Below are 13,077 nucleotides of genomic sequence, written 5' to 3'. Positions count from 1 at the left end.
GGCCTCAGATACATTTGAAATAGTCGAAGGGTTCACGGCAGTCGCAGCACCGCCACTGCGCCTTGCAGGGGGTCGAGCCGAATTGGCTGATCCGCTCCACCGCGGTGGATTTGCAATGCGGGCAATGTTGCGGCCCACCGGCAGGCCGGGGCGGCGCGATGCCGTAGGATTCCAGCTTGGCGCGGCCGGTGTCGGTCATCCAGTCGGTGGTCCAGGGCGGGGAAAGCTGTCGTTTCAGGTCAAGGTTTTCGATGCCGTGGTCGCGCAGCGCCATTTCGATATCAAGATTGATGATGCTGGTGGCGGGGCACCCCGAATAGGTCGGCGTGATGGTCACAACCAGAGTATCGCCGTCCCATGCCACATCGCGGATGATGCCGAGATCGGTAAGCGAAATGGCCGGGATCTCCGGGTCCGGGATCGCCGAAAGCCATGCCCAAACCGTCTCTAACGTGGGCTTTTCGGCCAACGCGGCACCGCGCGGGGCGGTATCGCGCACCACCCCCGGCACCGGTGCGGGGGCAGGCCGGCTGTGGGGCGCGGGTTTTACCATGTGGCGTCCGGGTAGGCGCGCTGCAGCCACTGCATCTGGGTCAGCATATGGCCCAGATGCTCGCTGTGCCGTGTGCCGCTTTTCCCGCCCCTATGGGCAAAATCATCTTCGGGTTTGGTCAGGGTCGCTGCCGCGAGCGTGTCGCCGACCAGTTGGTCGTAGCCAGCGCGCAGGCTGGTAGGATCAGGGGCGATGCCCGCATCTTTCATGGCAGCGTCGACATCATCGCCGAGGAACATCTCCCCCACATAGGGCCAGAGCAGATCCAGCGCCGCCTGCATCCGACGGTGGCTTTCCTCGGTCCCGTCGCCAAGGCCGATTACCCTGTCGGAGGAACGTTCGAGGTGGTAGGTGACCTCTTTGGCGGATTTCTCGGCAATAGCGGCGATCTCTCTATCGCTGGAATCGATCAATGCGGTAAGTTGCGCCAGATGCCAAGCGTCGAACAGGAACTGCCGCATCATGGTTTGGCCGAAGTCGCCATTGGGCTGCTCGACCAACAAGACATTGCGAAAATCCCAAACATCGCGGTGAAAAGCCAGCTTGTCGGCGTCACGCCCCGCGCCCTCGACCTCACCCGCCATGCCCAGCCACAGCTGCGTTTGCCCGATCAAGTCGAGCGCCATATTGGCCAGCGCGATGTCTTCTTCCAGCACCGGAGCCGTGCCGCACCATTCCGAAACGCGGTGACCCAGCACAAGGGCGTTGTCGCCCATGCGGCAGAGGAATTCGAACTTAGGGTTAACCGTGCTCACATCGCCCCCACTTCGTCGGGAATGTCGAAAAAGGTCGGGTGGCGGTAGACCTTGTCGTTCGCAGGCTCATAAAGCGCGCCCTTTTCCTCAGGCGAGGAGGCGGCGATGGCGCTGGCCTCGACCGCCCAGATGCTCACGCCTTCGTTGCGGCGGGTATAGACGTCGCGGGCGTTCTTGATCGCCATTTCCGCATCCGCCGCGTGCAGGCTGCCGACGTGGCGGTGGCTCAGCCCGTGCTGGCCGCGGATGAAGATCTCCCACAGCGGCCATTCGGTGGAGCGCGCCTTGCCGTGGGGGGCGGCCTCGGTGCCTTTGTATTCGCTGGATTCAGGGCTGCTCATGTCGCTTACTCCGCTGCCATTTGTCTGCTGCGCTTTTTCTCGGCGTGGGCCAGAAGCCCTTCGCGCACCCAACGGCCTTCGTCCCAGGCCTTGTTGCGCGCCGCCAGACGTTCGGTGTTGCACGGGCCATTGCCCTTGAGCACCTGAAAGAACTCTTCCCAATCCGGCTCGGCGAAATCGTAATGGCCGGTTTCCTCGTTGAACTTGAGGGTCTCGTCGGGGATCGTGAGGCCAAGGTATTCGGCCTGCGGCACCGTCTCGTCGACGAACTTCTGGCGCAGCTCGTCATTGGTGTTCATCTTGATTTTCCACGCCATCGACTGCGCGGAATGGACCGAATCTTTGTCCGAGGGGCCGAACATCATCAGCGCCGGGAACCAGAAACGGTTGAGCGCGTCTTGGGCCATCTTGCGCTGTGCGGCCGTGCCATTGGCCATCTTCATCATGATGTCGAAGCCTTGGCGCTGGTGGAAGGACTCCTCCTTGCAGATCCGCACCATCGCCCGGGCGTAGGGGCCATAAGAAGTACGCTGCAGAGGCACTTGGTTCATGATGGCGGCTCCGTCGACCAGCCAGCCAACAGCGCCCATGTCGGCCCATGTTAGGGTCGGATAATTGAAGATTGACGAGTACTTCATTTTGCCCGACAGCAGGTCGCGGGTCATCTGGTCGCGGGTCACGCCCAGCGTCTCCGCCGCGCAATAGAGGTAGAGGCCGTGACCCGCCTCGTCCTGTACCTTGGCTAAGAGGATCGCCTTGCGCTCGAGCGTCGGAGCACGTGTGATCCAGTTGCCTTCGGGCAATTGGCCGACGATCTCGCTATGCGCATGCTGGCCGATTTGCCGGATCAGGTTCTTGCGGTAGCCGTCGGGCATCCAGTCTTTGGGCTCGATCTTGCCGCCCGCGTTGATGCGCTCCTGAAAGGCGCGCTCTTCGGGGTCCATCTCGTCGAGGGATTTGATGCCCTTGCCGGTGGATTTGATCATCTGTGCATACATCGGTCTGTTCCTTTCCGGGAAAGAAGTCTCAGCCAGCGTTTTCGAGGATCAGTGCCACGCCCTGACCCACGCCCACACACATTGTACATAGCGCGTATTTGCCGCCCGTCCGCTTGAGTTGCAGCGCCGCCGTCATCACCAGACGGGTACCAGACATGCCCAGAGGGTGGCCGATGGCGATGGCACCGCCATTGGCGTTCACATGCGGCGCGTCATCCGGCACGCCCAAGGCGCGGAGGGTGGCGAGACCTTGGGAGGCGAAAGCCTCGTTAAGTTCGATCACGTCCATCTGTTCGATGGTCAGGCCCGCACGGTCCAGCACTTTGCGCACGGCAGGGATCGGGCCGATGCCCATGACGCGCGGCTCGACACCTGCGGCAGACATGGCAACAACGCGGGCGACGGGGGTAAGGCCGTGGTCTTTCACGCCGGCTTCCGAGGCCAGCAGCATCGCCGCGGCACCGTCGTTGACGCCCGAGGCGTTGCCAGCGGTCACGGTCAGGTCTGCGCCATTGATGCCGCGCAGTTTGCCGAGTTTTTCCAGCGTGGAGCCGGGGCGGGGGTGCTCGTCACGGTCGACGATTACGTCGTCGCCTTTCCGCTGCGGGATCGTGACGGGGGTGATTTCCCCGGCAAAGAGGCCCTTTTCGTCCGCTTCGGCCCAGCGTTGCTGGCTGCGCGCGGCGAAAGCGTCTTGGTCTTCGCGGGACACGTCATGGTCAGCGGCCACATTGTCGGCGGTTTCGGGCATGGAATCCACGCCGAACTGCGCCTTCATCTTAGGGTTCACGAAGCGCCAGCCGATGGTGGTGTCATAGACCGCATTGCTGCGCGAGAATGCGGTTTCCGCCTTGGGCATCACGAAGGGGGCACGCGACATGCTCTCGATGCCACCGGCGATGGCCAGATCCATGTCGCCGGCGCGGATCGCCCGGGCGGCGGCGCCGACGGCATCCATGCCACTGGCGCAGAGCCGGTTGATCGTGGCACCCGGCACGTCGACGGGCAGGCCTGCCAGCAGGGCGGCCATGCGCGCGACGTTGCGGTTGTCTTCGCCCGCTTGGTTTGCGCAGCCCATGATGACATCATCGACACGCGCCCAGTCCACCGAGGGGTTCCGATCCATCAGTGCCTTCAACGGGATCGCGGCCAGATCGTCGGCGCGAACCGAAGAGAGGGCGCCACCGTAACGGCCAATGGGGGTGCGCTGCGCGTCGCAGATGAATGCCTGCATGGGAGTACTCCTGTTGTTGCTACGCAATTTACACAGCAGGGCGATTCGGTTCAATCAAAATGTTACGGAATAGAACTGAGGCGTTGATTTCGGTAACATGTCGCGGTGCAGAGAGGCCATCGGCGGCAGAGACCCGCGCCGTATGGTGTGGTCATGAAACGCCGGATCGCGAGAGAATTAAAAAAAGGCCGCCCTTGGGTAAGGGCAGCCTTTGGTACTTTCAGAAAGGCAAAGCGAGGGGGGCTTAGTAATCGACGCCGCGCTGGGCTTTGATGCCCGCTTTGAACGGGTGTTTGACCTCGGACATCTCGGTCACCAGATCGGCATAGTCGCAAAGCTCGGGCCGGGCGTCGCGGCCTGTCAGCACGACGGCGGTGCGTTTGTCGCGGGCGTCGAGCCCGACGATCACGTCTTCGATCTTGAGGTATTCATAGCGGATGGCGATGTTGATCTCATCCATCACCACAAGGTCATACTCCCCGCTCTCCATCATTTCGCGTGCCTTGCCGAATGCAGCTTCGGCGGCGGCGATGTCGCGGTTGCGGTCTTGAGTGTCCCAAGTGAACCCTTCGCCCATCGTGTGCCATGTAACCTCATCGAGCTGTTCAAAGAACAGCCGTTCGCCGGTCTTCCATTTGCCCTTGATGAACTGCACCACGCCGACGCGCTGTTTCCAGCCGAGCGCGCGTACGACGACCCCGAAAGCAGAGGAGGATTTGCCCTTGCCCGGCCCGGTATGGACCAGCACCAGACCCTTGTCAGGGTCTTGCAGCTCGGCCACCTTGGCGCGCTGTTCGGCCTGACGCTGCTGCATCTTTTCCTTGTGGTCTTGCGGATCTGCGTCGCTCATCGGTCATCTCCTCTATCCTGTTTCGGGGCACCATAGGGAGAGGCAGGGCCGGGCGAAAGCCCGCAATGAATCACGCCTTGGGATCGGTAACAGACCGCGCTTTGCCGCGCTCCATCCCCAACTGCCGCTCGCGCCAGATCACCAGCGCGCCCGCGCTGATCACCAAAGCCGCGCCCGCCAGCATCATCATCGTCGGCAGTTCGGCAAAAAAGACATAGCCCAGCACGATGGCAAAAAGCATCGAGGTATAGTCATAAGGCGCCAGCATCGAGGCCGAGCCAAAGCGATAGGCCGAGGTGATTAGAATCTGCGCCACCCCGCCGATCAGCCCTGCCAACACCAGCAAGCCAAAGGTTTGCAGATCGGGCATTACCCAGCCAAAGGGCAGGGTGAAAAGCGCCAAGATCGACGCGGTGGCCGAGAAATAGAACACGATCGCGGCGGTGTCTTCGTTCTGCACCAACTGCCGGATGTGAATCTGCACAAGGCTGCGCACCATCGTCGCCATTAGGATCAACAGTGCGCCAATGGTGGCCGTCTGCTCCATCGTGCCGATGTTGGTAAAACGCGGCCAAAGGATGATCATCACGCCCACCAGCCCCATCGCGACGGCGGTGACGCGGATCAGGCGGATCTGCTCGCCCAGTAGAACGGCGGCGAGGATCACGGTAAAGATTGGCGTGGCGAAACCGATGGCGGTGACTTCGGGCAGGGGCAGCAGGCCAAGGCCGGTAAAGGTCAGCCCCATCGCCGTGGTGCCGAACAGCCCCCGCCAGACATGGCCCATCGGGTTTTGCGTCTTCAGCCCGCTTTTCAGTTTGCCGCGTTGCGCCAGCCAGATCAGGATCACCGGAATGGCAAAGAAAGAACGAAAGAAGACTGACTCGCCCGCGGGCACGTCGTCGGCCAGCGACTTGATGATGGCCGACATGCAGGTGAAGAGCAGGATCGCCGTGATCTTCAGCCCGACGCCAAGGGCGGGGCGGGCGGAGAAATCATCGACTTTCATGCTCTGGTCCTCATGCTTCGGGGCCGATCCGTCCGCGGTTGGTGCCGATCTGCCCGCGGTGCAGCAGCAAGTGATCCAGCAACACACAGGCCATCATCGCCTCGCCCACGGGCACCGCGCGGATGCCGACGCAAGGATCGTGGCGGCCCTTGGTGATGATCTCGGTTTCTTCGCCCTGTTTGGTGATGGTGCGCCGTGTGGTCAGGATGCTTGAGGTCGGTTTGACCGCGAAACGCACCACGACATCCTGTCCGGTGCTGATCCCGCCCAAGATGCCGCCCGCGTGGTTGGAGGAATACTCCGGCCCCTCCGGCCCCATGGTGATCTCGTCCGCGTTCAGCTCTCCGGTCAGCATCGCGGCTGACATGCCTTCGCCGATTTCCACGCCTTTGACGGCATTGATGCTCATCATCGCGGCGGCCAGATCGGTGTCGAGCTTACCATAGACCGGCGCGCCGATGCCTGCAGGCACGCCGCGCGCGGTGACTTCGATGATCGCACCGACGCTGCTGCCCGATTTGCGCAGCCCGTCGAGGTAGTCGGCCCAGTCGCTGGCCGCCTTGGCGTCTGGCACCCAAAAGGGGTTTTGGTCGATCTGGTCCCAGTCAAAGGCGTCCCGATCGATCTTATGCGGCCCCATCTGCACCATGTAGCCGGTGATCTGAAGGTTCGGGGCCAGCGCCTTGATCGCTTCGCGCGCCAGACCGCCCGCCGCCACCCGCGCCGCCGTTTCGCGCGCCGAGGAACGCCCACCCCCGCGATAGTCGCGGATGCCGTATTTCTGGAAATAGGTGATGTCGGCATGACCCGGGCGGAACTTGTCCTTGATATCCCCGTAGTCTTTCGAGCGCTGATCGGTGTTCTCGATCATCAGTTGGATCGGCGTGCCGGTGGTGACGCCCTCAAAGGTGCCCGACAGAATCCGCACCTCATCCGCCTCACGCCGCTGCGTGGTGTATTTGTTCTGGCCCGGTTTGCGCTTGTCCAACCACTGCTGGATCATCGCCTCGTCAATCGGCACGCCGGGGGGGCAGCCATCAATCGTGGCGCCAAGGGCGGGCCCGTGGCTCTCGCCCCATGTGGTGACCCGGTAAAGATGGCCAAAGCTGTTGATCGACATGGGCGGACCTCCTGTTGTCAAACCCTTAGCGGGGGCGGCGCCCTGCCTCAAGGGGATTTGCCTTGCCAATTGTGTGGGGGGCATCTACCCCTGACGCTACCTCGGGGGGCCTTTGGGCTGAGATGTGCGTGTTGCGCGGACCCGTTGAACCTGAACCGGTTAACACCGGCGGAGGGAAGGTCCGGACAGACATCCACCTTTTACCTTTCGCCGCAAAAGGAGGATGCAATGAAGTATCTTACACTTGCTGCGGGCGTCTTGGGCGCATCGGCTGCATGGGCCGAAACGCCTGAACTGACGGTCTATACCTACGACAGTTTCGTCACCGAATGGGGCCCCGGCCCGGCCATCGAAGAGGGTTTCGAGGCGCAATGCGGCTGCGATCTGAAATTTGTCGGTATGGGCGATGGCGCGGCACTGCTGGCGCGGTTGAAACTTGAGGGCGCACGGTCCGACGCAGATATCGTGCTGGGGCTGGACACCAGCCTTGTCGCTGCCGCGAAAGAGACCGATCTGTTTACGCCGAGCGGGTTGCAGGCTGACTATGATCTGCCGATCACTTGGGAAGACGAAGTTTTCGTGCCCTATGACTGGGGCTATTTCGCCTTTGTCCACGGCACCGATCTGGACGCGCCCGGCGATTTCAAAGCGCTGGCTGAGAGCGATCTGAAAATCGTGATCCAAGACCCGCGCTCTTCAACGCCCGGTTTGGGGCTGCTGATGTGGGTTAAAGCGGCCTATGGCGATGAAGCACCCGAGGTTTGGGCGGGGCTGGCCGACAATGTCGTGACCGTGACCAAAGGGTGGTCCGAAGCCTACGGTCTGTTCCTCGAAGGCGAAGCCGACATGGTGCTCAGCTACACCACATCCCCCGCCTATCACCTGATTGCCGAGGAGGACGACAGCAAGACCGCGGCGCTGTTTGACGAAGGCCACTACATGCAAATCGAAGTGGCGGGAAAGCTCGCGGGGTCGGATCAGCCCGAACTGGCGGATCGGTTCCTGCAATACCTCGTTTCTGATGCCGCGCAATCGGTGCTGCCGACGACCAACTGGATGTACCCCGCCGTGACGCCCGAAGGCGGTCTGCCCGAAGGGTTCGAGGGCATGATCCAGCCCGGCAAGGCGCTTTTGGTACCCAATGCCGATGTACCTATGCTCCGGGAAGAGGCCTTGAACGAATGGCTGACCGCGCTGTCGCGTTAAGCGGCAAGCCGGGGCTTTTCGCCGCCGCACTGGTCGCAGGGCTGATCCTTGCCGCCTTGGTCGCTGTCTTCACGGCAGCCGATCTGGGCGCGGGGCTCGGTCCGGCGGATTGGGCGGCGGTGCGGTTTACCGCGATGCAGGCGGTCTGGTCGGCAGTGCTTTCGGTGCTGCTGGCCGTGCCGGTCGCGCGGGCGCTGGCGCGGCGGCGGTTTTGGGGGCGCGGGGCGCTGATCACATTGCTCGGCGCGCCCTTTATTCTGCCGGTGATCGTGGCGGTGCTGGGGCTGCTGACTGTCTTTGGCCGCTCGGGCGTGCTGAACCAGTTTGGTGCGGCTCTGGGGCTGCCGCCCGTGTCGATCTATGGGTTGCATGGCGTCGTTCTGGCCCATGTTTTCTTTAATCTTCCGCTGGCGACACGGCTTTTGCTGCAAGGCTGGCAGAGCATACCGTCCGAGCGGTTTCGACTGGCCGGGCAGCTGCAGATGACGCCGCGTGCGTTGTTTCTGGCCCTGGAATGGCCCATGCTGCGGCAGGTGCTGCCCGGCGTGGCGGCGTTGATCTTCGTGATTTGTCTGACGAGTTTTGCCGTAGCGCTGACGCTGGGCGGCGGGCCACGCGCGACGACGATCGAACTGGCGATCTATCAGGCCTTTCGGTTTGATTTCGATCTGGGCCGCGCCGCGCTTTTGTCGGTGGTGCAGCTTGTGCTCGCGGGGGCTGCGGCGGTGGCGGCGCTTTGGCTGATCCCGCCGATCAGCTTGGGCGGCGGGCTGGACCGCCCCCTGCGCCGCTGGGATGCGCGGGGCGGTGGGCAACGGGCGTTGGACATTACCGTGATTTCGGTTGCCGCCTTGTTTTTGTTGCTCCCGCTGGGAGCTGTAGTGCTGCGCGGATTGGTAGGTTTGGGGCAACTGCCGCCTTCGGTGTGGCAAGCTACATTGAACAGCATTCTGGTTGCGGGCCTCAGCGTGATGGTACTCGCCGCACTGGCCTTGCCGATGGCGGGTTGGATCGCCACCCGGCGGCACGGCGGGGTGGAGGCGATTGGCCTGATGGGGCTTGCGGCCTCTCCGCTGATGATCGGCACGGGGTGGTTCATTCTGATCAACCCGGTGCTCGACCCGGCGCGGCTGAGCCTTCCCGTTACGGCCCTCGTGAACGCGCTGATGGCGCTGCCTTTCGTACTGCGCATTCTGGTGCCGCGGCTGCGTGAGACGTTGCAGGATTATGGCTCGCTGACGCAGACCCTCGGCATGAAAGGTTGGGCGCTCTGGCGTCTGTTGGTCTTGCCGCGCTTGCGCCCGCAGCTGGGCTTTGCCGCCGGGCTGACCGGGGCGCTGTCGGTGGGTGACCTCGGCGTGATCGCGCTGTTCGCCGATCAGGACCGTGCGACGCTGCCCTTGCAGATGTACCGTCTGATGGGCGCCTACCGGATGGAGGCCGCAGCGGGCGCGGCGCTGTTGCTGCTGGTCTTGGCGCTGGCGGTGTTTTTCATCTGCGACAAATGGGGGCGCTGGCATGCTGACGCTTGAAAAGATGCGCATTGAGAGGGGCGATTTCAGCCTCACGGCCGATATGACGCTGGCGCAGGAGCACAGCTATGCGGTGATCGGCCCCTCGGGGTCGGGTAAGTCGACCCTGCTGGCGGCGATCTGTGGGTTTGTGCCGGTGGCGGCGGGGCGGTTGTCGCGGGAGGGGGAGGAGATCACGGATCAGCATCCCGGCCAGCGCGGCATGACGATGCTGTTTCAGGATAATAACCTGTTCCCTCATCTCACCGTGCGTCAGAACGTTGGCCTTGGCCTGCGCCCTGACTTGGGGTTGAAAGCGGCGGACCGGGAGGCGGTCGATGCCGCCCTCATGCGGGTGGGGCTCAGCGATCACGCCGCGAAACGCCCCGGGGCGCTGTCTGGCGGGCAGCAAAGCCGCGTGGCGCTGGCGCGGGTGCTGGTGCAGGCGCGGCCATGGGTGTTGTTGGACGAACCCTTTGCCGCACTCGGCCCGGCGCTGCGGATTGAGATGCTCGACCTCGTCCAAGAACTCGCCCGCGAGACGGGGGCGGGACTGATCATGGTGACCCATGCGCCGGATGACGTGCGACGCATCGCAGAGGAGGTGATCTTTGTCGAAGGCGGGCGCGCCCATGCTCCGGGACCGGCGGCGGAATTGCTCGACAACCCGCCCCCGGCCTTGCGCGCCTATCTCGGCTAGGCGGCGGAAATTTTTGAAATTTCCGGGGTGTTTTCTTTTGAAGAAAACGTCTCCAGCGCTTGGGTCATGCCAAGGGCGGCCTGCGCGGCCTCGCGGCCCTTGGTGACGAAGTGGTCGCGGTAGATCGCGTTGTGGTGGTCGGTTTCCTGATAATGGTGCGGGGTGAGCGAGACCGACAGCACCGGCAGGTCGCAATCCAATCCCACGCGCATCAGCCCATCGACCACGGTCTGCGCCACGAAGTCATGGCGGTAGATGCCGCCATCCACCACGAAGGCCGCGCAGATCACGGCGTCATAGCGGCCCGTCTTGGCCAGACGCTGCGCCATGAGCGGCAGTTCAAAGGCGCCGGGAACGGCAAAGCTGTCTACCTGTGCCGGGGCGATGATTTCAGTAAATCCGTCATAGGCGCGGTCGACGATATCCGCATGCCAGCTTGCACGCACAAAGGCGAAACGGGCGGAACGATCTTGTGTCATGGTGATCTCCTTTAGGTTCAGACACGTCCACCCAAGGCGATCACGCGCAAAGGCCGAGGCTTCGCCCCCGTCTTTGTTCGCATTCTCTTTCATCCGGACTGTGACCGTCGGCTCTGGAGTCGCACCAGATCTGCTGACACCTTCGAAAAGGCCGCTCGCGGGCTTGCGGGGACCGCTTACCGCCGGTGGGGAATTTCGCCCCGCCCTGAGAATGATGTCAGGTTGCCAAGTTGCACAAGGCTCTGCAATACCAAAAGAAACGCATAGGAGTGACCATGCACCCCAATCCGATCTACCGCAAAGAGGGCCGTGACCGGAACCTTGCCTTTGCCCGTGACACCGGCTTTGGCGTCTTGGCGATCAACGGGGCAGAGGGGCCGCTGATGGCGCATGTGCCCTTCATCCTGAACGACGCCGGGGATTTGGCCGAGTTGCATTTGGTGCGCTCCAACCCCATCGCGCGAGCGCTGAAGGCCCCGCAGCCGGTGCGCTTGGCGGTGACCGGGGCCGACAGCTATGTCTCGCCCGATTGGTATGGCATCGAAGATCAAGTGCCGACATGGAACTATGTCGCCGTACATCTAACCGGAATGCTTGAGATGCGCCCGGCAGAGGAACTGCCCGACCTGCTGGCGCGGCAATCGGCGGTCTATGAGGCGCGGCTTGTGCCCAAGACCCCGTGGAAATTGGACAAGATGACCCCCGAGGCGCGGGACAAGATGCTGCGGATGATCGTGCCCTGCCAGATCCGCGTCACCGGGATCGACGGCACGTGGAAGCTGGGCCAGAACAAGGATGAGGCCGTGCGTCTGGCGGCGGCGGATCAGATGGCGGCACATGGATTCGGCACGGATCCGGCGGTGATGGCGGCCCTGATGCGCGGGGTGTGATCGCCGTTGCGTCTGGCGCGGCGCCGTTGAATAGTACGGTCAACCAAGGGGGGACTTCACGTGAAACTATTCTATTCTCCAACCTCGCCCTATGTCCGCAAGGTCATGGTGCTGCTGCATGAGACCGGCCAGCTTGATGATGTCGCGCTGGAGCCGACATCGGGCACACCATTGGCCCCGGCCGAGGGCCTTGCCGCGCGCAATCCGCTGACCAAAGTACCCGCGCTGGAGCGGCCAGACGGCTGCACGCTTTATGACAGCCGGGTGATCTGCGCCTATCTGGATGACCGCGCGGGGGCGGGGCTTTACCCCCAAGGTGCAAGCAGGTGGGACACTTTGACGCTGGAGGCCACGGCGGACGGCATGCTCGATGCCGCGCTTGCCATGGTCTATGAGGGCAAACTGCGCCCCGAAGACAAACGCATGCCCGAATGGGTCGAAGGCCAGTGGGGCAAGGTCGAACGGGCCTGTAAGACGCTTAACAATCAATGGGCTGCGCATTTGGCCGGGCCTTTGGACATGGGCCAGATCGCGCTTGGCTGCGCCTTGGGCTATATCGATTTTCGCCATGGTGCGCGGGATTGGCGGGCCGGAAACCCCGATCTGGCAGTTTGGTTCGATGCCTTTGATTCGCGCCCTGCAATGACGCATACAGTGCCGCCGCAGTAATCGGGCCGTAATGATATTGCCACAATCGCGGTATTTTTGCCGCGTTGTGGCGCGGTTGATCCCAGATGCGCGGCTTTGACATCTGGACGGGCGCGGTCCATCCCGGTAGATAGCGGCGAGAAGTCAGGTGGCAAGGTGACGCCACCCCTATGTCTGACGGCCAGATTTGGCCAAGAATTGGAGTAAACCCGTGTCCCAAGCAGAAGAACACGCAGGCACCCGGAGGGATTTCCTGTATTACGCGACAGCCGGTACAGGTGCCGTCGCCGTTGGTGCCGCCGTCTGGCCGCTGGTCAACCAGATGAACCCCTCTGCCGACGTAAAGGCGCTGTCGTCCATTCGTGTGGATGTGTCCGGCGTTGAAGTCGGGACGCAGCTGACCGTGAAATGGCTGGGCAAGCCCGTGTTCATTCGCCGCCGCACAGAGGCCGAGATTGAAGAAGCAAACTCTGTAGATGTGTCCAGCCTGCCGGACCCCATCGCGCAGAACGCGAACCTTGGCGGCGACGTGCCTGCCACGGACGCCAACCGCGCCTTGGATGAAAACGGCGAGTGGCTGGTTCAGATGGGCGTTTGTACGCACCTTGGCTGCGTGCCTTTGGGTGATGCTGGCGACTTTGGCGGCTGGTTCTGCCCCTGCCACGGGTCGCATTACGATACCGCGGGCCGCATCCGTAAAGGGCCGGCCCCACGCAACTTGCCGGTGCCTGTCGCCGAATTCGTGGACGAGTCCACGATCAAACTGGGTTAAGGGAGCGGAAG

General features: G+C 62.9%; 15 protein-coding genes and 2 riboswitches. Of the genes, 6 read left to right on the top strand and 9 right to left on the bottom strand.

What is annotated here, in order from left to right; all coding sequences use genetic code 11:
- Nucleotides 1–4: 4 nt before the first annotated feature.
- The 8 genes from paaD to aroC all read right to left on the bottom strand — a co-directional run bounded on the left by paaD (nt 5) and on the right by aroC (nt 6,860).
- Nucleotides 5–553, bottom strand: coding sequence for a 1,2-phenylacetyl-CoA epoxidase subunit PaaD (paaD, locus tag O4H31_RS01315; protein WP_269342020.1), 549 nt, complete (start codon nt 551–553; stop codon nt 5–7).
- Entirely contained in the window at nt 547–1,269 is a 723-nt protein-coding gene (paaC, locus tag O4H31_RS01310) for a 1,2-phenylacetyl-CoA epoxidase subunit PaaC (RefSeq protein ID WP_269342993.1), read from the bottom strand. Before paaC ends, paaD begins: the two co-directional genes overlap by 7 nt.
- A gap of 35 nt (nt 1,270–1,304) precedes the next feature.
- Complete coding sequence (gene paaB / locus O4H31_RS01305) at nt 1,305–1,649, bottom strand: 1,2-phenylacetyl-CoA epoxidase subunit PaaB (RefSeq protein WP_093927696.1); 345 nt, start codon at nt 1,647–1,649, stop codon at nt 1,305–1,307.
- A 5-nt stretch (nt 1,650–1,654) separates the two neighbouring features.
- A complete protein-coding gene (gene paaA, locus O4H31_RS01300) occupies nt 1,655–2,647 on the bottom strand; it encodes a 1,2-phenylacetyl-CoA epoxidase subunit PaaA (RefSeq protein ID WP_269342016.1) in 993 nt (330 codons plus the stop codon).
- 28 nt (nt 2,648–2,675) lie between these two features.
- Nucleotides 2,676–3,881 (bottom strand): 3-oxoadipyl-CoA thiolase, encoded by a 1,206-nt coding sequence (gene pcaF, locus O4H31_RS01295; RefSeq protein ID WP_269342015.1) that lies wholly within the window; start codon nt 3,879–3,881, stop codon nt 2,676–2,678.
- Between the two features lie 244 nt (nt 3,882–4,125).
- Entirely contained in the window at nt 4,126–4,731 is a 606-nt protein-coding gene (gene cobO / locus O4H31_RS01290; protein ID WP_269342013.1) for a cob(I)yrinic acid a,c-diamide adenosyltransferase, read from the bottom strand.
- Nucleotides 4,732–4,801: 70 nt separating this feature from the next.
- Entirely contained in the window at nt 4,802–5,740 is a 939-nt protein-coding gene (locus O4H31_RS01285; protein ID WP_093927700.1) for a DMT family transporter, read from the bottom strand.
- A 10-nt stretch (nt 5,741–5,750) separates the two neighbouring features.
- Nucleotides 5,751–6,860 (bottom strand): chorismate synthase, encoded by a 1,110-nt coding sequence (gene aroC, locus O4H31_RS01280; RefSeq protein ID WP_269342010.1) that lies wholly within the window; start codon nt 6,858–6,860, stop codon nt 5,751–5,753.
- 92 nt (nt 6,861–6,952) lie between these two features.
- Nucleotides 6,953–7,054: riboswitch (TPP riboswitch) on the top strand.
- Nucleotides 7,055–7,088: 34 nt separating this feature from the next.
- On the opposite strand from aroC, the gene thiB reads away from it, so the two are divergent.
- Genes thiB through O4H31_RS01265 form a run of 3 tightly spaced genes read left to right on the top strand, consistent with a single transcriptional unit; the run spans nt 7,089 to nt 10,277 of the window.
- Entirely contained in the window at nt 7,089–8,066 is a 978-nt protein-coding gene (thiB, locus tag O4H31_RS01275) for a thiamine ABC transporter substrate binding subunit (protein ID WP_269342008.1), read from the top strand.
- Entirely contained in the window at nt 8,042–9,598 is a 1,557-nt protein-coding gene (locus O4H31_RS01270) for a thiamine/thiamine pyrophosphate ABC transporter permease ThiP (protein ID WP_269342007.1), read from the top strand. The genes thiB and O4H31_RS01270 overlap by 25 nt, the downstream gene beginning before the upstream one ends.
- A complete protein-coding gene (locus tag O4H31_RS01265) occupies nt 9,585–10,277 on the top strand; it encodes an ATP-binding cassette domain-containing protein (protein ID WP_269342005.1) in 693 nt (230 codons plus the stop codon). The genes O4H31_RS01270 and O4H31_RS01265 overlap by 14 nt, the downstream gene beginning before the upstream one ends.
- Here the strand turns inward: O4H31_RS01265 and O4H31_RS01260 are convergent.
- Nucleotides 10,274–10,756: a 6,7-dimethyl-8-ribityllumazine synthase gene (locus O4H31_RS01260; RefSeq protein WP_269342003.1), complete on the bottom strand. Its 483-nt coding sequence runs from the start codon at nt 10,754–10,756 to the stop codon at nt 10,274–10,276. The two genes, O4H31_RS01265 and O4H31_RS01260, sit on opposite strands and share 4 nt — an antisense overlap.
- A gap of 77 nt (nt 10,757–10,833) precedes the next feature.
- Nucleotides 10,834–10,973, bottom strand: a riboswitch (FMN riboswitch).
- A gap of 58 nt (nt 10,974–11,031) precedes the next feature.
- Here O4H31_RS01260 and O4H31_RS01255 point away from each other — a divergent pair.
- The 3 genes from O4H31_RS01255 to petA all read left to right on the top strand — a co-directional run bounded on the left by O4H31_RS01255 (nt 11,032) and on the right by petA (nt 13,066).
- Nucleotides 11,032–11,646 carry an FMN-binding negative transcriptional regulator gene (locus tag O4H31_RS01255; protein WP_269342001.1) on the top strand — a complete coding sequence of 205 codons (615 nt, stop codon included), beginning with the start codon at nt 11,032–11,034 and terminating at the stop codon, nt 11,644–11,646.
- Nucleotides 11,647–11,706: 60 nt separating this feature from the next.
- Nucleotides 11,707–12,315 carry a glutathione S-transferase gene (locus tag O4H31_RS01250; protein ID WP_269341999.1) on the top strand — a complete coding sequence of 203 codons (609 nt, stop codon included), beginning with the start codon at nt 11,707–11,709 and terminating at the stop codon, nt 12,313–12,315.
- 190 nt (nt 12,316–12,505) lie between these two features.
- The gene (gene petA, locus O4H31_RS01245; RefSeq protein ID WP_093927706.1) at nt 12,506–13,066 is read left to right on the top strand and encodes a ubiquinol-cytochrome c reductase iron-sulfur subunit; all 561 of its coding nucleotides are present in this window, start codon (nt 12,506–12,508) and stop codon (nt 13,064–13,066) included.
- The last annotated feature ends 11 nt before the right edge of the window (nt 13,067–13,077 follow it).

Source organism: Sulfitobacter dubius, assembly GCF_027214245.1.
GTDB lineage: Bacteria > Pseudomonadota > Alphaproteobacteria > Rhodobacterales > Rhodobacteraceae > Sulfitobacter > Sulfitobacter dubius_A.
The sequence above is the reverse complement of the archived record's forward strand: the minus strand, read 5'-3'. Positions and strand labels throughout refer to the sequence as shown.